We start from the raw sequence: 20,007 nt of genomic DNA, 5'->3' as shown, positions 1-20,007 counted from the left end.
GGAATCCATCCGGTCGCAACCTCCGGGGTCAAGGAGGCCGTCGCTGTCTCGATCGGCCCCGGCAGCTCCCGGACGAGCCGGGCGTCGGCGCACCGTGCAGGGAGCGAACCGAGGCAGCGGCCCTGCGGCGGGCAACCACGGCGACGGCCCCGCAAAAGCACCGAGCCGCCGTCCCCGGCGGTCGTCGGCCTGTCGGCTCCGGCGAAGACGGCAGAGACATTCCGGCCGAGGGCGGCCTTGCCCCTGCGCATGGAGGCAGCCGATGATGAGGACCGAGGGTGTGCCGGACGGGGGTGGCGGGCATGCGTGAAGTGTCGACGGCGCCGAGGTGGGAAACCCCATTCGACGCGGAGGAATTCCCGCGGGAGTGGGTCGAGCGACTGCCGGTGCCGCAAGCATCCTTACAGGACCGCATGCGCGCGCTGGGCCCCTTCTTCGAGGCCGCGAGGCGCGGCCCCGCGTACGAGCATCTCCTCGGGGTCGCGCTGCTGCGCGCAGGCCAGGTGTTCGGGGCGGCCGCCTCCCTGCTTTCGGCTCTCGGCGCGGACCCCCGACGACGTGGGGCCTGGGTGGATGCGGCCACCGCCTACGCGGCGACGGGGCGGCTTGAGATGGCGACGTGGCTGCTGGCTCACGTGGTGCAGGGATTCGAGGACATCGGGCCGCACGCCTCCCCTTATCCCAACGACTCGTCGAGAGCCGCAGAAGCCCACAACCGTCTGGTCGCGATCCAGCGGCGGCACCTCCAACACGCCGACGAACTGCGCTTTCTCGACCTGCGTACCGCCGCGGACGCGGAGATCCGTGAGCGGCTCGGCGCCGAGCCGCTGGGAACGGAGCGGCTGTTGTTGCACACCGCGGCGCTTATCTCCCTCGGAGAGGCGCGGGACGCGCTGGAACCGTTCGACCGGGCGGCGGCGCTGCTGGAGCAGGACCCCCTGCTGGTGGGCGCGACGTTGGAACAAATGGCGCGGATCCGCATCGCGGCAGGTCCCGCGCAGGAACGTGACGAGGTCCTGGCGCTGCTGCAACGAACCGCACCGCACTCGGAAGTGCTGACGTCTCTGCACGGGCCGACCCTCCTGGAACGGCACATGAGCGAGCAGGAGGCCTCTCTCGAGGCGCTGCTGTTGGCGACGGAGGCCGGGCGCGGGCAGCAGGGTCTCCGCGAGCCGTGGGAGCAGCTGCGGCTGCGCGCCCGCGCCTCCGAGCATCCTGAACCGTACCGGGAGGCTCTGACGCGGCTCGGAGGGTGCCGGAACAGGGAGGAGCAGGATGAGGGATGAGTACCGACAGGTACTGCCGCTGCAACTCGCGCTTCGCAGCCTGTCCGCCCCCACGTACGGGGAGGTGCTCGACCTGTTCGGGCAGATCCCGTCGGGCGGGCACGGGATGGCGGTGGACTACCTCCGGGAGCATGCCGAGATGGTCCGTGGCTGGGGCCACGTCTCGCAGGCGGACTTGGCGGAGTTCCTCGCCGATCGCTGCGAGGCCCTGGCGTCAGGCACGGCCACCACCGCGCAGACGGAGAACCTTGGCGGAGACGGGTTTCCCGAGCTTCTGCGCCGTGCCTGCGCGGCCGAGGGGGTATTGGGCGCCTACCGGTTGCTGGAGGGCCATCGCTCGCTGCTTCCGGTGGAGCCGGTGCGGTTCGCGGTGCGGCTGCTGACGGACTGGGGCGCCGACCGCACCGGCAACGCCCATGTCATCGCCGCACTGGGGCTGCTTGCCGCGGACGGTCCGAGCCGGGTGACGGCTCGTGCCGACTGGGCAAACCACCTGCTGAAGCAGGGCCGGAACCAAAGGGCGCTGTACCACGCGGCACGTGCCCTCTCGTTGCAGCATGCGGTGGGCGACGTGGGTTCGCTGGTGAACACCTACCTGCAACTGGCTTCGGTGTACCTCGCGATGGACAACCGGCCGCGCCGGGCCGAGGTACTGGAGCAGGCGCTCGCGGTCATGGCCTCGGAGCCCGGCGTCACCTCCATGGAAGTCGCGGCGGTGAGCGTCCAGCTCGCGGACACCCTCGTCTCCCTCCACCGCTACTGGGAGGCCGTTCCCGCGCTGGAGCGCGCGGAGGCCTTCGCCGCGCGTCCGGACAACGACTCGGAGGGTGCGTTCATGCCCTCACGACGGGACCTTCTCAGTCTCCGGGCCCAAGTGGCCGAGGCCGTCGGTGCGTTGGGAGCGGCAGCCGATGCCTACCGCGAACTGCTTGAGCTGCCCGAGGTGTCGCTGCGGACCTCGCCGCGTACGTCGGTGACGTACGGCCTGGTCTCCTGCCTGACGCGGACCGGCCGCCAGTGGGAGGCGTTCGAACTGCTCAGCAATGAACTGGAGCGCGCCGAGCAGCAGGGGACGGGGCAGATGCAGGCGCTGCCACTGCGCTGCATGCTGGCCGGGCTGCTGTTCTCCGGCACCGATCCACGCCTGCCCCGCGGTCTGCTGTCGCTGGAGTCGCATCTGGTACGCGGCATCTTCGAAACGGCGAGTTCGACGTACCCTTGCGCCGGCGAGCTGTTCGTCACCATGGGTGACCTGGAGCTGTCCGAGGGGTACGACGAAGGCGCGGCGGAATGCTATCGGTATGCCCTGTACGTATCCGGGGACCTCGAGTACGCGCGGCAGCCGGAGCAGCTTCCCGAGCGGATGCGCGAGCGCATGCTGTTCTCGCGGCTGATACCGCTGGAGGGTGGCCCCGAGGATCCTGTCTTCTTCGTCCTGGGCAAGCTGCGCGAGCGTATGCTCCATTCCCTCCCCTCAGGTACGGCGATCCTGCCGGACACGCGTCTGCTGGCGCTGCAACGGCTGTGCCGCGTCGAGCGTGACCCGGAGCGGCGCAGGCACTTGGCGGACCGGCTCGTGGAAGGCGTGCGCCGTGCGCTGGAGAAGGAGCCGCAAGGCACCTTGCAGACCCTGACGGTTCCGGTGTGCGAGACGATCGCCGAGGTGCACGGACCATTGGTGGCGACGCGGCTGATGGAGGAGGTCATGGCCTCTTACGACGCCTACGGCCGGGTCCCGGACCCGGATCTGCCCCTGGGGCTGGCCCGGATGCTGTTGTGGATGCCGGGCGGCCACCGACGGGCCTTCGAGGTGCTGTGGCACCACCGTGAGCTGCGGCTGAGCCTGCGGGACATGCATCCGGTGATGCAGGACGCGGATCAGGCGGCCGGATTCATCCTCCCCCTGTACGAGGCTTTGCTGTCCTTGTTGTACGAGTACCGCGAGGACCTCCTGTTGCCCGACGACCGCCCGCCGGCGCTGCTGGCCTTCGACCTGCACGAGGAGGCCAAGGCCCGCGGAATGGCCGAGGACCTGGCACGCATGCCACTGGCTGAACCCCCGGGCGTACCGCGACACGTGTGGGAGGGCGAGCAGCGGCTGCTGTCCGTGCAGCGGCTGATGGCGGGCGGTCAGCGTCCGGACAAGTCGTGGACCTGGCGAAGTTGCGCATGGGCACTTGCGCCCGTGTACGACGAGCTGCGGGAGGTCGCGCCGGAGTACGTGCGGCTGCGCAGCGCACAACCGGCCGACTCCACGGAGGCGCTGCGGCTGCTGCGTAACGCCGCTCCGGAGGGAGGCATGGTGCTGGCCTCCTACTTCACCGGCGAGTCGGAGACCTTCTGCTTCGTGATGGCTTCCGGCGAGGACGCGCTGTGGTGGTACCGCATCCCCACGGGGCGCGCGGAACTTCATGAGGCGGCCGAGCGGGTCCGCCTCGTTGTCGACGGGGACCGCGCCGCGTTTCCTTCCGTTCCCCCGATCAAACCGCGGCGGCCGGCCCCGCTGCCGCTGGACGGCCCGGTTGAACGGCTGCTGCCGTTCCACGAGCTGCTGGCCGGCCGTGAGCTCCTGTGCGTTGCGCCGCACGGGCCGCTGTCCGTGCTGCCGCTCGGCGCGCTGCGCCTGCCGGACGGCCGGTACTGCATCGAGCAGACGGCCCTCGTGTACACCCCGAGCATCTCGGCCCTGGCCGTTCTGCGTGCCGCAGAGCCCCCCGGCTCGGAGGCTCTGCTGTGCGTACGGGTCGCGGCGGAGGAGGACCTGCAGGGCCGCGGCGGCGGATTCGAGGCCGACACGGTCCGTCCCGCCCCCGGCTGGCGGCTGTCCTCCCTGGCCGGCACGGCGGCCACCCCGGAGGAAGTTCTCAGCGGCATCGAACGGGCCGATCTGGCCTACATCGCCTGCCACGGGTACCAGGACCACACCGACCCGGAGAACTCCGCCCTGCGGCTCTCCGACGGAACCGACCGCCCCAGTCGGCACACCGATCCTTCGTCGCAGCGGGCGCGTCGAAGCTTCCTGCGGGCACGCGACCTGACAGGCTCGCGCACCCCGTCGCGCGTCGTACTGCGCGCCTGCTCGGTGGGCTGGCACGAGCCGGACCACCCCGGCGAGGACTTCACCGGCCTTCCCCGCGCCCTGCTGCGCGGAGGGACCCGAACGGTCCTCGCCCCGATCTGGCAGGTCGACCGCACGAGTTCCGCCGGCCTGCTCGACGAGGTGATCGGCGGAGTGATGGACGGTCGTCCGCTGTGGCGCACACTGTGGGACGCGCAACGGCGCATGCTTGCCGACGCGGATCACCCCTACCTGTCTCATCCGTACCACTGGGCGGCGTTCGTCCCGCTCGGAGACTGGAGCTGACATGACCAGTGAGACCCACGCCGAACGGGCGGATGCCCTGCCTGACCGGACCGCCCTGCTCGCCCTGGAGGAGGCTGCACACGAGCTGGGCCGCACCTACCCCACCGGTCTGACGAACGTGCTGCAAGCGCACGATGTCCTGAAAGAGCTGTTCGCCCAGGCGGGCGCCGGCGAGCCCCCGCTCCGGGCGGACGATCCCCCGGCCGCCGCGCGCCGTGTACTGGCCGCGCTCGTCCGCGAGGAGGGCGCGCGGAAGCTGGTCGAGGAAGTCCTCGCCGACCCGCCGGAGGACGACCAGATGGGCGGCGACGACCTCGTCGCCGACCTGACCGTGCTCGCCGGGGTCCTTGCCTTCCTCCGCCTGCACGTCGCCTTCCGGTTCAAGCGGGACGACGGCCGCAGCACCGTCGAGTTCCGCTTCGAGAAGAAGCCGGTCAGCGACGGCATGCTCGCCACCCTCGTCCGTTCCGTGCTCAGCCTGATGAACCGCGAGCCGTAAGGCCCCACAGCCACGCGTTCCGGTCCAGCCGGGCAATGGGCTCCCGGCCCGTGACCCGGCCCCGCAGGGTCGATCCACGGTTGGGACGGCTGACCAAGTGGTTGGTAGTGTCGTCTGATGGGCTGTTGGTCTGCGTATCTCGTACGCTCGGAGGATGGTTCCGTACGGGAGTTGCAGGAGAAGTATGGCCGGTGGCACCTGGACGGGGCCGAGGACCGTGCTTCTCTGGTGAAGAGGGTCCTGGGCGAGGGCAGGCCCGTCGTCGGGGATCCGAAGATGGCGCGGTCTTGCCAGGGCATCGCCCTCGACCTGGCCACGCGTCGATACCGCTTTTACAGCTGCGCCCTGAAAATGCCGTGCGCGGGCGCAGCGCACCGAGAGAGCATGGCTCTGCACCTGGCGGGATTGCCGGGCTGGGAGGGCTGGGACGTCGCTCATGCCTGGCGTGGCGACGAGGAGCTTCGCCGCATCGTCGTCCCCGGACCGCCGCCTGGGCCCGTGGAGGACAACCCGGTCGAGGTCGACGTGGCTTCGCGGGACTACTGGTTCGTCGGCTGGGACCCGAAAGCCCGCACGATCACCGTTCGCCACGACGAGTCGATCGCCGACGCCATTGCCGGCGCGACGTGCCTCGTCAGCGTCATCGACGACGACACGCCCCTTGCCCACTGGCAATTGAACAACACCATCGCCCCGCTGCTAGCGCATCAGGGAGAGGCCATTGCACGAGCCTTGGCTGCCGAGCCGCCCTACCCCCTGGCCGCTGAGGACGCCGTGACCAATGGCGTGGTCATCGACGTGCGTGAGCGTCGCCTCCGCTACTGGACTGCCGACATCGTCCCGCCGGCATGCCTGGCACAGATGCGGGAGACCTGGCCAGGCTGGCAGGTTGAACGGCTGTCCTGGGGGCACCTGGGACACCTCGCCGCGATCGGAGAACGATCCGGCGAACTGAGCATGACGGATGCCGAACTGCTTGACGCCCGCTGGGGCGCCGAGCTGATCACCATCAGGAACCATGCCCGTGACGCCTTCCCCGCCGAACCCCGTGACCTGATCGCACCACGGGTTCTTGTGGTCGACCGATGGTAAGGGTTCATGGGCCCGACGCGATCGGATCCTCGCGTGCGGACCCGATCGCGTCGGGGTGCTAACGATGTGACTGGTCGAAGATGTGATCCGCCCTGGCCCTGCACGACGCCTTGTCCCCCCAGCGCGGCCCGCCAACCCCTGCCCGCCGCTACCGCGCCTAGGGTAGGAGTGGTCAACGGCAGGGCCCGTGGGCGGGTTCCGGGTCCTCCACCGGGTCGGCGGCCGCAGGGGCGGAGGCCCGGAGTGCGACGGCGTCCCCCGCGCCGCTACCGGCCACGAGGGCGCGCAGGAACCCGCGGACCTGCTCCAGGTCGTGTCCTGTCGCCGCCTCGGCGATCCGGGCGTGCAGTCGGCCCTCGACCACGGCGACGCCTTCGGCGGCGCGGCGGCCGGCGTCCGTGAGTGTCAGTGCAACGTGACGGCGGTCATGACCGTCCACCTCACGGTGTACGAACCCGGCCGCGACCAACCGGTCGACGAGTCGGCTGGGGTTGCTGCCGCTCTCGCAGACCAACAGGGCGCCGAGTCCCGAGAGGCTGAGCGGCTGGCGCCCGGCCAGGAGCCTCAGCACCTCCCCCTGGGAGGGAGTAAGGCCCAACGGCCGCAGTTCTGACGCGAGTGCGCGGTTTCCCTCGCGCTGCGCCGCAAGCACGAGCAGACGCACCTCCTCGACCGGCTCCATCCCAGGATCCCTCCTCATCGTCGGCTTCCTCCCGCATCACGTTACACGGCACTCATTGACGGAACATAGATGTCGTGTAATTTAATGTCCCATCACTCAATGAGCATGGACAAGTTGAAGGGTGGACCGCATGCAGGACATCGTCTTCCGTAAGGTCGTCGCGGAGCGCTTTGGTGGGCCCGGGGTGCTGCGCACAGTGACCGCGGCCCTTCCGACGCCACCGCCCGGACACGCTCGCGTTCGCGTGCTGGCCGCGGGGGTCGGGTTCACCGACCTGATGGCCCGCTCCGGCGACTACCTGCTGCAACGCCGGGCACCGTTCACTCCGGGGTACGAACTCGCCGGCGAAATAGTGGACCTGAACCCGGACGGCCCGACGCCGCCGGGGCTCGGCGCCGGGGTAGCCGTCGCCGCCGCACTCACCGCAATGGGCGCCTACGCCGAGTACGTCACGCTGCCACTGTGGCAGCTCGTGCCGCTGCCCGACGGGCTGGAACCGCAACTGGCCGCGACCGTCCCGCTCGACCACCTCACCGCGCTGAGCCTGCTCGACACACACGGGCGCGTCGGCCACGGGGACGCCGTCCTGGTGCACGGCGCGAGCGGCGGCGTCGGGCAGGCCGTTGGGGCTCTGGGCCGGATGCGCGGCCTGCGGATGTACGGGACGGCGTCCGCTCAGGGCAGCCGCGAGGCGCTCGCCCGGCACGGCACGACGTTGATCGACTACCGGCACGAGGACTTCGAGGAGGTGCTGCGTGTACGCGAACCGGCGGGCGTCCGCGCGGTGTTCGACCATATCGGTGGAGCCAACCTCGGCAGGGGCTACCGCGTGCTGGGCCCAGGTGGAGTGCTCGTCAGCTACGCCTTCAGCGGGCGGCCCGGCCACATGGTCGGCGACACGGTGCGTGGGGCGGCGCGAGTGAAGCTCATGGGCCTGCGGCCGGGCCGGCGTACGGCGCTCAGCATGGTTCCGCGCGAAATCGCGGCGGACCACGAGGGGTACCGCTCCGCCCTGGCGGGGCTGCTCGCCATGGCCTCCCGTGGCGAGATCACTCCGCGCCTTGCCGCGGTCCGGCCCATGGAGGAGGCGGCGGACGTGCACGGCGCACTGGAGCGCCGGGAGATCAGCGGCAAGGTGGTCCTCGTGCCGCGGTGACCGCCACGCACGAAGCGTCCCGCCCCGCTCGGGCGGGACGCTTCACGGTGGCCCGGCAGTCCATCGTCACCTCAGCGCCGGAACAGGGCTGCTCCCCCGCGGGCTCCACGCCTGCGAACTCAGCGACCAGGTGAGGAGAAGTCGCGAACTGCCTTGCACGTGAGGCTACTTGGCCTTCCTATGCCGCTGATGTGACTGCCATCAACGGAGTCGACGGGGGTAGGAGCACGGCGCGTCACCACCGCGGGCCCCAGGCGCCGCGGGACGGCGCCCCTCTCCCGGCCCCGTACGCGACGGGCCGGACACCGCGCACTCATCGGAGGAGAACCAGTGCTCTCACGTCGGCACAGAATCGGCACCCGCCTCGATGCCAGGGCCGAGACCCGTACGGTCACCCGGGCGCGCGCCCGTGCCACCGCGCGTCTCTGGGGTACTGCCGGCCTCACCCTCGCGTTGCTGACGCCGGTGGCTGCCGCGACTGCCGCCCCGTCCGGCGCCGGCGCCCCGGCCGCCCGACGGGCCGCTGCCGCTCAGCCCCACGCCGCCTCCGCCGTCCTGCCGCTCGACGGCTACTCGGACATGGTCGTCGACGCCGTCCACAGCCGCCTCTTCTTCAGCGACCCCACGCGCGGCGCGGTCGTCATCACCGATTTCGACGGCGCGGTGCTGAAGCAGGTGACCGGCCTGTCCGGGGCGGCGCAGCTCGCCCTGTCGCAGGACGCCGCCATCCTCTACGCGGCCCTGCCCGGCGCGGACACCGTCGCGGCCATCAGCACCACCACCCACAAGGTCGTCGCGCGGTATGCCACCGGCGTCGGCACCGCCCCGCGCACCCTCGCAATCAGCGGTGAGCGCCTGTGGTTCGGCTACGGCGCCGAGGGCGCGGGCGACATCGGCTCACTCGACCTCACCACGGCACGCCCCGTCGTCACCCTGGGGCAGGCCACCGCAGACGACTGGTACTCCGCACCGGCACTGGCCACCTCCGCAGCCGCCCCCGGCGTCCTGGTCGCCGGGGAGCGGGATGTCAGCCCAGCCACCTTCGCCGTGTACGACGTACGCACCGCCACTGCCCGCCGCACGGCCGAACGACGGTTGCCCGACGCCGGCGACACCCAGGACCTGGCCTTCAGCGCCGACGGCAAGAACGTCATCCTGGCCAGCGGCAGCCCCTACTACCACCAGGTGCTGCGCACCTCCGACCTCGCCGACGTGGGCCGCTACCCGGCCGCTGCCTACCCCAACGCGGTGGCCGTCGCCGCCGACGGAGCCGTCGCGGCCGGGGTGGACAGCACATACGGCTCGGACGTCTTCATGTTCAAGCCTGGCGCCCGCGCCTCGCACGGCGTCTTCGAGTTCGCCTCCGGTGACTCCTCTCCTCTGCTGCTGCCCGCCGGCCTCGGCTGGGCGCCGGACAACCGGCGCCTCTTCGCCGTCACCCGGGAGACACGCCAGGGCGCGCCGGTCGTCCTGCGGGTGCTGACCACCCCTGGCAAGGCCGCCACCGAGACCGTGCTGCACATACCCTCCACGGCCCCCTCCGGTGCCCGCTCCCTGACCGGCCGTCTCGCCTCCGACCTGCCCTTTCCTACCGGCACCGCCGTCACCCTCACCCGGCTGGCCCCCGGCGCCACCAAGCCGGTGACGCTCCCGCCCACGACTCTCGCCGCAGACGAGACCTTCGCCCTCACCGACCGCGCCACCGTCCGCGGCTACGTCACCTACACCGCGTCATTCGCCGGTGACGCCCTCCACCTGCCGTCCAGTACGAGCATCGAGGTCTACATCCGCTGACCGCTCCCCTTCGAGGCGGAGGGGCTCACACCTCCTGGCGACGCACCTGGCAGTGCCCGTCGTGACACGGCACTGCCAGGGCACGGAGCCGCCTCACCCCTTGTGCCGCTCAGTGCGGCGGCCGCGGCGCCGGTTGCCGGGGCTGCACCGTGGTCAGGTCCAGGGCGGTCATGAAGTCCTTCAGGCGCTCGAAGTCGTAGGCGAGGTCGGTCGGCCGCTTCGTCGACGTCCTCCTCCGCCACCTGGTGGATCGCGGGCTCCACGCTGGTCAGGGTCGTGGTCAGGCCCGCGATCGCGGCAGCTACAGCCCCGCCGGGGCCGAGGACCGGGCCGTCTCCAGAAGGACCTCGATGAAGGCCTGCACTTTCGGGGTGCTGTTCGTCGCCGTCCACAGCAGGCCGTACTCGACCAGTGGTGCGTCGCTGAACGGTACGTAGACCACATCGGGGCGGGAGTAGTACTGGGCGGCGCGGGCGCACGTGGGGGAGACGCCTTTGCCGGCGCCGACCAGGGCGAGCACCTCCTGCCAAGCCGTCGTGGACGGACCGCGCGGAATGAGGCGGCCCTTGGGCGTGCGGTGCGGGTAGTGGTGGTCGAGGAAGTACTGGGGCTGACCCGTGACGGTGATCAGGAGGGCTTCCGAGAGATCTTCGAGTGAGACGGTGTCCCGCTGGGCGAACGGGTGACTGCGGGGAACGACGAGCGCACGGGGCTCGGTGAAGAGGACCGGTCCGTTGACGATGTCCGGCTCGTCGATGGGCAGTTCGACCAGCTGGATGTCGTGCGTGCCGTTGCGCAAGGGGCCGACTGGATCGAGCAGCGGCGACTCGTGGATACGGACGAGGCAGTTGGGGTGGCGCGCACGGAAGACATCGGTCGCGGCCACGACAAGGGTGCCGCACCAGGCCGCGGAGTACGCCACGTCGAGTTCGCCGGTGACGCCCCGACCGGCGGCCGCCGCGGCGGCCAGCGCTTCCTTGATCTGCTGGTAACCGGCGGCGAGGCCGTCCCGAAGGACCACTCCGGTGGGCGTGAGCTGGACGCTGCGGCTGGTCCGTTTGAACAGCTCGGCGCCGATGGCGCGTTCCTGCTTCTTGATGGTCTGGCTGATCCGTGCCGGCGTGACGCGCATCCGCTCGGCCGTCCGGCCGAAGTGCAGCTCCTCCGCCAGCACCAGGAATATCTCTATCTCTCGCAGTTCCACGCCGTCCACCTCCGTTTCGTGTACCGCCGGCTTAACGATCGTTGCAGGATACGGCCTTGATGCCCCTCTTCCCGGACGTGAAGCTGGACCGCGTGAGCAGCCAATCCGGGGAAAGGGGACCAGCCCATGAACATCATCGGTTCGACCGTGGTACTGACCGTCGAAGACCCGGCTGCATCGGCCCGGTTCTTCGTCGGCCACCTCGGATTCCGTGAGGTACTGGTGGCCCAGGGAGCAACCCACCTCTCCCGCGACGACGCGGCCACCGACATCATCCTTCGTGGCGGCGCCGGCCCCGACACCTCACGGCAGCATCCGCCCGCGCAGGTGCGCGCGCTCGTTTCCTACACGGTGACCGGAATCCACGCCGAGTACGAGCGTCTGCGACGCGAAGGCGCACCGATCACCCTTCCGCTGCGCATGGAGCCCTGGGGGGAATGGCGTCTGCAACTCACCGACCCCAACGCGGTGGTGGTCCAGCTCGCGGAGTGGATTCCCCCGGCCGGGGCCTGACCGCCATCCCGCCACACCCTGTCCGTGTGTCGACAGCCGCTGCGCGGTATGCGCCACCACGTCTGCCGCTCCTGCTTCGGCACACGGCCACAAGTCACTTCTCGACCGAAAGAAACGAACCATGCCTTCCATACGCATGCCTTCATCCGGGCAGGCAGCGCGACGGTCACCCGCCGGGGCGGGAGGGGAGGACAGGAGAGCGAGGCAGAGAGCTCTCCTGTCCCGGCGGTGCCAACGGCTCGCCGACACGGTGCGAAGCAATCCGCCACAGCAGAGCCGACCCCTGCGGCGATGACCGTGCCCGTGACTGCCCCCAGCGCGGTCCCACCCGCTAAGACCCTTCCGATATTCCGACAGGAGCACACAGCCATGCCTTTCACACCATCTGAAAACGACCGCCCGGAGCTGCAGAAGATCATCGACGGCATGATCGATGCCGGATTCACCGGCGTGGCCGTACGGGTGCAGGACGAGAGAGGCCCGTGGGAGGGCAGTGCAGGCCTGCGCGAGCTGAGCGAGACGGCGAAGCCACCGACGGACGGGTACATCCGGATCGGCAGCAACACCAAGACGTTTGCCGCCACCGCGGCCCTCCGACTGGTGGCCGAGGGAGCGATCGATCTGGACACGCCCGCCGCCGAGTACCTTCCCGGACTGGATATCGACCACGAGATCACCGTACGTATGCTCCTGCAGCACACCAGCGGGATCTTCAACTTCACCGGCGAGTACTACGATGACGGAACGTTTGCTCCGGGCATCGCCGCGACGACGGCAGGCCGGGAATGGGTGGACAACCGCTTCCGCACCTACCGGCCGGAGGAACTCGTACGCCTGGCCTTGTCCAAGCCGGTCCGGTTCGAGCCGGGCACGGACTGGAGCTATTCCAACACCAACTACGTTCTGGTCAGGTTGGTGATCGAAAACGTCACCGGCAGCTCGCTCCCCGACGAGATGGAGCGGCTGGTTCTGGGGCCGCTCGGACTGCGGGACACCTCGCTGCCGGAGACCGGAACCGGTCTCGCGGAGCCGCACGCGCACGGCTACTACCGCTACCAGGAAGACGGAGGTGGGGAGACGACGGTCGATGTCACCCGACAGAACCCCTCGTGGATCTCCACCGGCGGAGACATGATCTCGACCACCCACGACCTTCACACCTTCATCTCCGCATTGACGGGCGGCAAACTCCTTCCGGCCCCGCTGCTGGCCGAGATGTTCCGGCCGCACCCCAAGGTCGGATACGGCCTCGGCGTCTTCGTCCAGGACGTGGGCCCGGACGGTGGCAAGGTCATCACCCACAATGGAGGAATGGCAGGCCATGCGGCGTTGATGTACAGCACCCCGGACGGCACCAGGACCCTGACCGCGGCACTCAACTATGTGGACGACGCCTCGATGTCCATGGCTCAGGCCTTCCAGCACGCGACCCAGGTACTTGTGCGGGAGGTGTTCGACGACAGCGAGGCGGATCGAGTCGACGCCGCGCTCGCCAGTGATGTCGACGCCCCTGAGCTGAATCGCTGACATCCCTGTTCCTCCCTGTCCTGGCGGTGTCAGGGTTCGGGATGCGTCAGTGCGTTTTTGTCCCGGACATACGCGAGTTCGTGAGCCAGGCCGCCTCGTCCGGGAGCAGTTCTTCCTTGGGTGCGTCGAGGGTGCTGTGAAGGAGCGGTATGTGGCTGGTCGGGAGCTCGGTGGGCTCGTCGGAGAGGTTCACGATGCAGCGCAGGTTGCCGACGTGGAAGTCGAGCGTGCCGGGGGTACTTGCGTCTTGCCAGCGCAGAGGTGTTTCGGGGCCTGTGCCGGTGCGCAGGTACGTGCGCCGCAGCGCCAGTGCCTGCCGGTACAGCGCCAGTGTGCTGTTCGGGTCCCGGTCTTGCGCCTCGACGCTCAGGGGTCCGTACGAGGGTGGCTGCGGTAGCCACGCGGGGCCCGGGCCGAAGCCGAGCGAAGGGCCTGTGGTGGACCAGGGCAGTGGGACGCGGCAGCCGTCCCTGCCCTTGCGGCGCCCGGCCGACCGGTCGCGCACCGGGTCCCGCAGGACGTCTGCGGGCAGGTCGGCGGCCTCCGGCAGGCCCAGCTCCTCGCCCTGGTAGAGGTATGCGGCGCCGGGCAGCGCCAGGAGGAGCAGGGCGGCGGCACGGGCCCGGCGGGTGGCTCGGGCGGGGTCGATGCGAGGAGTGCGGCCGTCGGTCAGGAGCCAGTCGTCGGGATCGACGCCGTGGGGCAGGGCGAGCCGGGAGGCGTGCCGTACGACGTCGTGGTTGGACAGCACCCAGGTGGGGGCCGCGCCGGTGCCCGCGGCCAGGGCGAGGGACCTGTCGATCGTGGCGCGCAGGGCGTCGGCCTGCCACGGCGTGTTGAGGAAGTCGAAGTTGAACGCCTGGTGCAGTTCGTCGGGGCGGGTGTACAGGGCCCGGCGGTCGAGTGCTGCCCAGGACTCGGCCACGGTGGCGCGCGGCGGGGTGTAGGCGTCCGTGACCCGGCGGAATGCGCGGAGCAGGGCGTGGACGTCGTCGCGGTCCCAGAACGGGTGGTCACCCTGCCAGCCGTCGCCGACGATGCGGTGGTGCACCTGGGTGGGACCGAGGTCGCGCAGGGGGGCGGCGAGGTCCTTGGCCATGCCGTGGGCGACGTCGAAGCGGAACCCGTCGACGCCCCGGTCGAGCCAGAAGCGCAGGATGTCCTCGAAGTCGGCGCGTACGCCGGGGTGGCTCCAGTCCAGATCCGGCTGGTGGGGGCCGAACAGGTGCAAATACCACTGACCGTCCGGGACCCGGCGCCAGGCGGGGCCGCCGAAGACGGACTGCCAGTCGGTGGGTGGCATGCCGTCTCCCCTGCCGTCGCGGAAGACATAGCGGGAGCGGGGCGCGCTGCCGGGAGACGCCCTCAATGCTTCTTGGAACCAGGCATGTCGGTCGGAGGTGTGGTTGGGCACGATGTCGATGATCACGCGCAGGCTCAGCTCGTGGGCGCGCCTGATGAGGTCGTCCGCGTCATCAAGGGTCCCGAAGCGGGGGTCGACGGTGCGGTGGTCGGCGACGTCGTACCCTCCGTCGTGCATGGGTGACCGGTAGAACGGGGTGATCCACACGGCGTCGGCCCCCAGGTCCGCGATGTGCGGCAGCCGGGCGGTGATGCCCGGGAGGTCGCCGAGGCCGTCGCCGTCGCTGTCGCTGAAGCTGCGCACGTAGATCTGGTAGACGACAGCGGTGCGCCACCACTGCTCGGTGGTCCGGGGCCGGCTCATACGGTGTCCTCGGCGTTGCGGCGGGTCCGGGCGGTGAGGCCGGCCCGCTGGGCGGGTGTCAGGGTGCGGACGCGGGGTGCGGGCCGAAGGGCGAACTGGAGGCGGCATGCCTCTTCGAGTTCGACCGCCCGGCCGACTGCTTCGTCGAGGTCCCGGCCGACGGCGACGGACCCGTGCTGGGCGAGCAGGAACGCGGCCGTGTCCTCGGGCAGATTCCCGACGCCGTCGGCCAGTTCGGGCGTGCCGGGGTGGGCGTAGGGCAGCAGGGGCACGCGGCCGAGGCGCATCACGGCGTACGGGGTGAAGGGGATCAGCGCGTCGTCCGGATCGTCGGGCTCGGTGCAGGCGAGGGCTACGGCGTAGGTCGAGTGCAGGTGGACGACGGCGGCCGCGCCGGAGATGCGGTGGTGGACGGCCAGGTGGAGGGGCACCTCCTTGGTCGGTGGGGGCCCGGTCCGGACACGGCCGCCGCTGTCCATCAGGCTCAGCGCGCTCGCCTCCAGTGCGGCGAGCGGGCAACCGGTCGGGGTGGCGAGGATGCCGTCGGTGGTACGGAGGCTGAGGTTGCCCGAGGTCCCAGGGCTCAGGCCGAGTGTGGCGAGGTGACGTCCCGCGGCGGCGAGGGCGTCCGCGGGGTCGGTGCGCGGGCCGGTCACAGGTGGTCCTCCGCCGTCGTGAACAGGTCTTCGGGTCCGAAGTTGCCGGATTTCAGGGCCAGGTTGAGGGGGCCGCCCCGGTGGTCGGCGCTCGTCCACGGAATGCCGGGGGCGATGGCGGGGCCGACGGTCAGGGCCCGGATGCCGAGTTCCGCGACGACGGCGCCGGACGTCTCGCCACCCGCGACCAGGAGGCGGCGGACCCCGCAGGCGGTGAGGTCGCGCGCGCAGGCGGCGAGGGTCTCCTCCAAGGCTCGGGCGACTCGTTCCGCGCCGAACTCCGCCTGGGCGTCGCGCACGTCGTCGCGGCGGTCGGCGCTGTGCACGAGGACGCCCCTCCCCCGGTCGAGGTGGGGCCGGGCCCAGGCTGCCAGGCGGCGTGCGGTGGCTACCGGGTCGGCCACGGCATCCGCGACGGGCACCTTGCGGTGCGGGAGCAGGCCGCGGGCGTGGGCGGTCTGCGCGATCGTCGTCTCCGACACGCTTCCGGCGAGGACGGCGAGCGGGCCGGGTGCGGTGGGGATCGTGGCGGCGGCCGGCGGGACGCCCGGCGGCCGGGCAAGGGCGAGACCGGACCCGCCGGTGACCAGGGGCAGTTCGCGGGCGCACTGTTCGACGGCAGCCAGGTCCGCGTCGTCGACGGCGTCGGTGACCAGGATGCGGGCGCCGCCGGCCGCGGTGAGCCGTTCGACGTGCGCCCGGGTCGCGGCGGCTCCGGCGCGCAGGACCGCGTGCGGCAGGAGCCCGACCGCGTGCCGGGTCTGCGCGCCGAGCACCCTCACCAGGTCCGGGTCGGTCATGGGCGTCAGCGGATGGTGGCGCATGCCGCTTTCGCTCAGCAGCCGGTCTCCGACGAAGAGGTGTCCCTGGTAGACCGTGCGGCCGTTGGCGGGGAAGGCCGGGCAGGCGATCGTCCAGGGCGCGCCCGTCGCCTCCAGCAGGGCGTCGATGACGGGCCCGATGTTGCCGCGCGGTGTCGAGTCGAACGTGGAGCAGTACTTGAACCAGAACCGCGTGCACCCCTGCTCCCGCAGCGCGCGGTGGGCGTCGAGCGCGGCCCGTACGGCATCGTCGGCGGTCACGGTACGGGTCTTGAGGGCGACGACCACGGCGTCCGTTTCGGGCAGGGGGCCCTCCGGCGCGCCGATGGTGATCACGGTGCGGCGGCCCGAGGCGACGAGGTTGCCCGCGAGGTCCGTGGCGCCGGTGAAGTCGTCCGCTATGCAGCCGAGTACGGTCATGAGCGGCCGGTCTCCTGGTGCTGGGGCTCCCCGCACAGGGAGGCGAGTCGGGCGACGCCGCTGCGCGGCGAGGTGAGCACGGGCACGCCGATCACGTCGTCCGGCAGCGTGGTGAGCGCGGCCGCCATCGACGCCTGGGCGAGGACGAGGACATCGTGGTCGGCGGCCAGACGGCGTGCTTCCTCGGCGATCAGCGCGTCGTGGCGCCCCTGGTCACCGGCGGCCCGCGCGGCGTACGCGCCGGGACAGACGGTGGTGTCGAGTGTGACCGGGATTCCGGCCGCAGCCGCCTTGCGAGTGACGAGCTCGGCCGTGGGCGCGAGGGTCGAATCGAGCGTGGCGAGGACGCCGACGCGGCTTCCGGTGCGGACGGCCGCGTCGGCCATCGGCTCGTCGACGCGCAGCACGGGCAGCGCGGTGAGCGCGCGGACCTCCTCGGCGGCGGGCCCGAGGGAGGAGCAGGTCACGAGCACCGCGTCGGCGCCGACCGCTTCGGCGTGGGTGACGTACGCGGCGAGCCGGGCCGTGGTGCGGGGCAGCCGGCCGTGGGCGATCGTGTCGGCCAGGAGGCTCTCGTCGACGACGTGGTAGGGGTCGACGCCGGGCGCGACTTCGGCGAGCAGGGGGGCGAACACGGCGGGCAGGGAGGCGACGGTGTGCAGGACGCACACGCGGGGGCGGTGGCTCACGCGGTCACCGCCGTACGGGCGGCGGGCGCCTGCCACCAGGGACGGCCGTGGGCGTCCACGATCTCACCGAGCCTGCGCAGCCGGTCGGTGCTGGGGCCGCGCAGGGCGGCGTCGCGGTCGCCGGTCAGCGCGTCGGTCCACAGGGCGCGTCCGGCGAGGAATCCCGAGGCTCCGGCGCGGCAGGCCGCCTCGACGGCGGTGGGGAAGTCGGTGGGGGCGACGCCCTGGGACAGGACGACCCAGGGGACGTCGACGACGGAGTCGATACGCTCGCACTCGGCGGTGAGCCGGGCGAGGGTGCCGGTACCTCCGTCGGGCACCTGGCCCTTGTAGAGGGAGGGCAGCAGCGGCGCGAGTTCGCGGGCGGCCTCCACGATGGCGTCGTTGAGCCGGAAGGTACCCGCGGCCTCTTCGGCGGGGGTGGGCCGGGCGACGGGTTCCAGCACGGAGGCCAGTCCGGCCGTGCGGCACAGGTCCACGAATCGGGCGGCGAGGGCGACGCGTTCGTCGCGTCGGTCGTCGCGGCGCCAGATGACGAGGAGCTTCAGGCCGCGGGTGCCTTCGGCGGCGGCGGTCGCGGGGTCGACGTGCGGGTCCAGGGAGGTTCCCTCGACGGGCTGCCCGGGCTCCTGGTCGAGGGCGTCCACGGCGAGGATCGGGGCGCAGTTCGCCGGGAGGACCTGCTCCTCGATGAGCCTGCGGTAGCCGTAGTGGCGGTCGATGAGGAGCGCGGAGGCGTGCGGGCCGAGTGTGCGGGCGACGGCGAGCTTGAACTCGGTGAGGTCGTCGTCGGGGATACGGCCGCCGGGCACCTGGGCGCGTTCGGCCATCATCGTGCGCAGCGAGTCGCGTTGGTCGGCGGCGACCATCGCGAAGGTGCCGGTCGGGCGGGCGAGGCGGTGCGGGGCGACGGAGCCTCCGGCGAGCTGGGCGGGGCGGTCGGCGCGGGTGGTCATGGTGGGGTCTCTCCGGTGTGCGTCGGGTGGGTGGTGGGGGCGGCCTCGGGTCGCGGGATCACGGCGGCGGCGTTGGCGGCGCCGCCTCGTGCGGGCCGCTTCCGGCCGCAGGATCACGGCGGTGTGGTCGGGGCCACCGCCGCGAGGAACCGTTCGTGGTGGAAGGTCCGGTGGGCCTCGGCCGTGGTCGGGTCGGGGACGATCGGGTCCGAGGGTGCGGTGGCAGCGGCGGGGTCGAGCCCGAGGGAGGCGCCTGCCCAGTGGGCGGCGCCGAGCGCGGGCGCTTCCGGCTCGGCGCACACGCGGGTGGGCCAGGGGCTGGCGGCTGCCTTGAGTTCGGTCCACGGGCGCAGTCGCGTCGAGCCGCCGAGCAGGGTCACCGAGTCGGGCGCGGCGCCGCAGACGGTGGCCTGGACGTCGGCCATCCAGCGGGCGTGGTGCGCGGTGCCCTCCAGGACGGCGCGGGCCATTTCGGCGGGGCCGTGGTCGAGGCCGAGGCCCCTGAGGTCGAGCGTCGCGTGCGGGTCGGGCCGCGGTGCGGTGCGCCCGCCGGGGTACGGGGTGAGGACGAGGCCGGTGGGTGTCGCGGGCAGCGAGCGGGCGAGGCTTTCGAATGCGGCGTACCGGTCGCCGCCGCTCGCGCCGGTCAGGAACCGGTCGCAGAACCATTCGACGAGCGCGCCCGAACCTCGCATGCCCGCGAGCACGATGAAGTGCTCTCCGTCCGCGTGCCTTCCCCAGGACATGCCCTCCTCGGCGGCCGCCGCCTGGTCGGGTGGGGTGGCGCTGACGGTGAGGACCGCCTCGGCGGTGCCCATGGAGTCGGCCACCTGCCCGGCCGTGTGTACTCCGGCCGCCCACGCGCCGACGAGATGATCGTGTCCGGCGACGACGACGGGCGTTCCGGCGCGCAGGCGGTGGCGCAGGGCGACTGCCCGCGTGACGGTGCCGACGGGGTCGCCGGGCGGGTGTACGAGCGGCATGTGCCGCGTGGTGAGTCCTGCCTCGGCGAGCAGTTCCTCGATCCACCTCTTGTGGTGGGGGTCCCAGGCCATGGTGCGCTGGGCGAAGGTGGCGTCGGTGCCGAGGCGGCCGGTGAGCGCGTGGACCAGCAGGTCGGCGGCGCCCGCCCAGGCGCGCATCCGGGCGGCTGTCAGCGTCTCCTGGGCGGCCAGTGCGCACCACTTCGCCAGGGGCACCTTCCCGCTCGGCAGGATGCCGGTGGCGCGGTGCAGGGCTTCGGAACCGAGCCGTGCGCCGAGGCTGTGCGCGTACGGGGCGGGCTCGGGGTCGGACCATGCGCGCAGGGCGCCGAGGGGCCGGCCGTCGCGGTCGAGGGGTGCGCCCGTCTCGGCCATGCCGGTCACGCCGATCGCGTCGGGAGGCCGTCCGGTGGCGTCGGCGCAGTCGGTCAGGGCGCCCAGGGCGGCGGCCAGCACGTCGTCGGCCGGATGCCGGTGCCCGGGGGCTACGGGTGTGCGGCGTACGGCGCGGGCGAGGACGGTGCCCTCGGTGTCGCTGATCAGCGCCTTGATGTGGGTGGTGCCGACGTCGACGCCGGCGAGGAGCGGTGATCGTGAGCTCATGCGGGGCCTCCGGTGCGGGTCCGGCGACGGGTACGT

General features: G+C 71.7%; 16 protein-coding genes. 8 read left to right on the top strand and 8 right to left on the bottom strand.

Annotation, left to right across the window (positions count from 1 at the left end):
* Positions 1–302 precede the first annotated feature (302 nt).
* The 4 genes from ACIQZN_RS31500 to ACIQZN_RS31485 all read left to right on the top strand — a co-directional run bounded on the left by ACIQZN_RS31500 (position 303) and on the right by ACIQZN_RS31485 (position 6,241).
* Complete coding sequence (locus tag ACIQZN_RS31500) at positions 303–1,286, top strand: hypothetical protein (protein ID WP_404001225.1); 984 nt, start codon at positions 303–305, stop codon at positions 1,284–1,286.
* 64 nt (positions 1,287–1,350) lie between these two features.
* Positions 1,351–4,650: a CHAT domain-containing protein gene (locus ACIQZN_RS31495; RefSeq protein WP_404001222.1), complete on the top strand. Its 3,300-nt coding sequence runs from the start codon at positions 1,351–1,353 to the stop codon at positions 4,648–4,650.
* Position 4,651: 1 nt separating this feature from the next.
* On the top strand, positions 4,652–5,149 hold the full coding sequence (locus tag ACIQZN_RS31490) for a hypothetical protein (RefSeq protein ID WP_404001219.1): 498 nt from the start codon (positions 4,652–4,654) through the stop codon (positions 5,147–5,149).
* Between the two features lie 384 nt (positions 5,150–5,533).
* Positions 5,534–6,241: a hypothetical protein gene (locus ACIQZN_RS31485; protein ID WP_404001216.1), complete on the top strand. Its 708-nt coding sequence runs from the start codon at positions 5,534–5,536 to the stop codon at positions 6,239–6,241.
* Positions 6,242–6,413: 172 nt separating this feature from the next.
* Here the strand turns inward: ACIQZN_RS31485 and ACIQZN_RS31480 are convergent, their stop codons facing one another.
* On the bottom strand, positions 6,414–6,941 hold the full coding sequence (locus ACIQZN_RS31480) for a MarR family winged helix-turn-helix transcriptional regulator (RefSeq protein ID WP_404001213.1): 528 nt from the start codon (positions 6,939–6,941) through the stop codon (positions 6,414–6,416).
* 112 nt (positions 6,942–7,053) lie between these two features.
* Here ACIQZN_RS31480 and ACIQZN_RS31475 point away from each other — a divergent pair, with 112 nt between their 5' ends.
* Together ACIQZN_RS31475 and ACIQZN_RS31470 are read left to right on the top strand one after the other, a co-directional pair.
* Positions 7,054–8,079: a zinc-binding dehydrogenase gene (locus ACIQZN_RS31475; protein WP_404001210.1), complete on the top strand. Its 1,026-nt coding sequence runs from the start codon at positions 7,054–7,056 to the stop codon at positions 8,077–8,079.
* Positions 8,080–8,544: 465 nt separating this feature from the next.
* Positions 8,545–9,873 (top strand): YncE family protein, encoded by a 1,329-nt coding sequence (locus ACIQZN_RS31470; protein ID WP_404001207.1) that lies wholly within the window; start codon positions 8,545–8,547, stop codon positions 9,871–9,873.
* A gap of 301 nt (positions 9,874–10,174) precedes the next feature.
* Here ACIQZN_RS31470 and ACIQZN_RS31465 read toward each other — a convergent pair whose 3' ends face one another.
* The gene (locus ACIQZN_RS31465) at positions 10,175–11,077 is read right to left on the bottom strand and encodes a LysR family transcriptional regulator (RefSeq protein ID WP_404001204.1); all 903 of its coding nucleotides are present in this window, start codon (positions 11,075–11,077) and stop codon (positions 10,175–10,177) included.
* A gap of 126 nt (positions 11,078–11,203) precedes the next feature.
* On the opposite strand from ACIQZN_RS31465, the gene ACIQZN_RS31460 reads away from it, so the two are divergent.
* Positions 11,204–11,590, top strand: a complete 387-nt coding sequence (locus ACIQZN_RS31460) for a VOC family protein (protein ID WP_404001201.1) — start codon at positions 11,204–11,206, stop codon at positions 11,588–11,590.
* 369 nt (positions 11,591–11,959) lie between these two features.
* Positions 11,960–13,117, top strand: coding sequence for a serine hydrolase domain-containing protein (locus ACIQZN_RS31455; protein WP_404001198.1), 1,158 nt, complete (start codon positions 11,960–11,962; stop codon positions 13,115–13,117).
* Positions 13,118–13,163: 46 nt separating this feature from the next.
* Here the strand turns inward: ACIQZN_RS31455 and ACIQZN_RS31450 are convergent, their stop codons facing one another.
* The 6 genes from ACIQZN_RS31450 to ACIQZN_RS31425 form a co-directional block, all read right to left on the bottom strand.
* Positions 13,164–14,843, bottom strand: a complete 1,680-nt coding sequence (locus ACIQZN_RS31450) for a glycoside hydrolase family 13 protein (protein ID WP_404001196.1) — start codon at positions 14,841–14,843, stop codon at positions 13,164–13,166.
* Positions 14,840–15,499 carry a class II aldolase/adducin family protein gene (locus tag ACIQZN_RS31445; protein WP_404001193.1) on the bottom strand — a complete coding sequence of 220 codons (660 nt, stop codon included), beginning with the start codon at positions 15,497–15,499 and terminating at the stop codon, positions 14,840–14,842. The genes ACIQZN_RS31450 and ACIQZN_RS31445 overlap by 4 nt, the downstream gene beginning before the upstream one ends.
* Positions 15,496–16,740, bottom strand: a complete 1,245-nt coding sequence (gene otnK, locus ACIQZN_RS31440) for a 3-oxo-tetronate kinase (protein WP_404001190.1) — start codon at positions 16,738–16,740, stop codon at positions 15,496–15,498. Before otnK ends, ACIQZN_RS31445 begins: the two co-directional genes overlap by 4 nt.
* Positions 16,737–17,429: an aspartate/glutamate racemase family protein gene (locus tag ACIQZN_RS31435; protein ID WP_404001187.1), complete on the bottom strand. Its 693-nt coding sequence runs from the start codon at positions 17,427–17,429 to the stop codon at positions 16,737–16,739. Before ACIQZN_RS31435 ends, otnK begins: the two co-directional genes overlap by 4 nt.
* Complete coding sequence (locus ACIQZN_RS31430; protein ID WP_404001184.1) at positions 17,426–18,385, bottom strand: hypothetical protein; 960 nt, start codon at positions 18,383–18,385, stop codon at positions 17,426–17,428. The genes ACIQZN_RS31435 and ACIQZN_RS31430 overlap by 4 nt, the downstream gene beginning before the upstream one ends.
* A gap of 113 nt (positions 18,386–18,498) precedes the next feature.
* Positions 18,499–19,971: an L-fuculokinase gene (locus ACIQZN_RS31425; RefSeq protein WP_404001182.1), complete on the bottom strand. Its 1,473-nt coding sequence runs from the start codon at positions 19,969–19,971 to the stop codon at positions 18,499–18,501.
* Positions 19,972–20,007: the final 36 nt, after the last annotated feature.

The organism is Streptomyces sp. NPDC097595, assembly GCF_044761525.1.
GTDB lineage: Bacteria > Actinomycetota > Actinomycetes > Streptomycetales > Streptomycetaceae > Streptomyces > Streptomyces drozdowiczii_A.
This window is presented reverse-complemented; position numbering and strand designations above follow the sequence as displayed.

Bases quoted from the DNA above. Each gene is read 5' to 3' on its own strand.
- ACIQZN_RS31500 (WP_404001225.1), top strand. From the start codon at position 303: ATGCGTGAAGTGTCGACGGCGCCGAGGTGGGAAACCCCATTCGACGCG.
- ACIQZN_RS31490 (WP_404001219.1), top strand. From the start codon at position 4,652: ATGACCAGTGAGACCCACGCCGAACGGGCGGATGCCCTGCCTGACCGG.
- ACIQZN_RS31485 (WP_404001216.1), top strand. From the start codon at position 5,534: ATGGCTCTGCACCTGGCGGGATTGCCGGGCTGGGAGGGCTGGGACGTC.
- ACIQZN_RS31480 (WP_404001213.1), bottom strand. From the start codon at position 6,941: ATGAGGAGGGATCCTGGGATGGAGCCGGTCGAGGAGGTGCGTCTGCTC.
- ACIQZN_RS31475 (WP_404001210.1), top strand. From the start codon at position 7,054: ATGCAGGACATCGTCTTCCGTAAGGTCGTCGCGGAGCGCTTTGGTGGG.
- ACIQZN_RS31460 (WP_404001201.1), top strand. From the start codon at position 11,204: ATGAACATCATCGGTTCGACCGTGGTACTGACCGTCGAAGACCCGGCT.
- ACIQZN_RS31455 (WP_404001198.1), top strand. From the start codon at position 11,960: ATGCCTTTCACACCATCTGAAAACGACCGCCCGGAGCTGCAGAAGATC.
- ACIQZN_RS31450 (WP_404001196.1), bottom strand. From the start codon at position 14,843: ATGAGCCGGCCCCGGACCACCGAGCAGTGGTGGCGCACCGCTGTCGTC.
- otnK (WP_404001190.1), bottom strand. From the start codon at position 16,740: ATGACCGTACTCGGCTGCATAGCGGACGACTTCACCGGCGCCACGGAC.
- ACIQZN_RS31430 (WP_404001184.1), bottom strand. From the start codon at position 18,385: ATGACCACCCGCGCCGACCGCCCCGCCCAGCTCGCCGGAGGCTCCGTC.
- ACIQZN_RS31425 (WP_404001182.1), bottom strand. From the start codon at position 19,971: ATGAGCTCACGATCACCGCTCCTCGCCGGCGTCGACGTCGGCACCACC.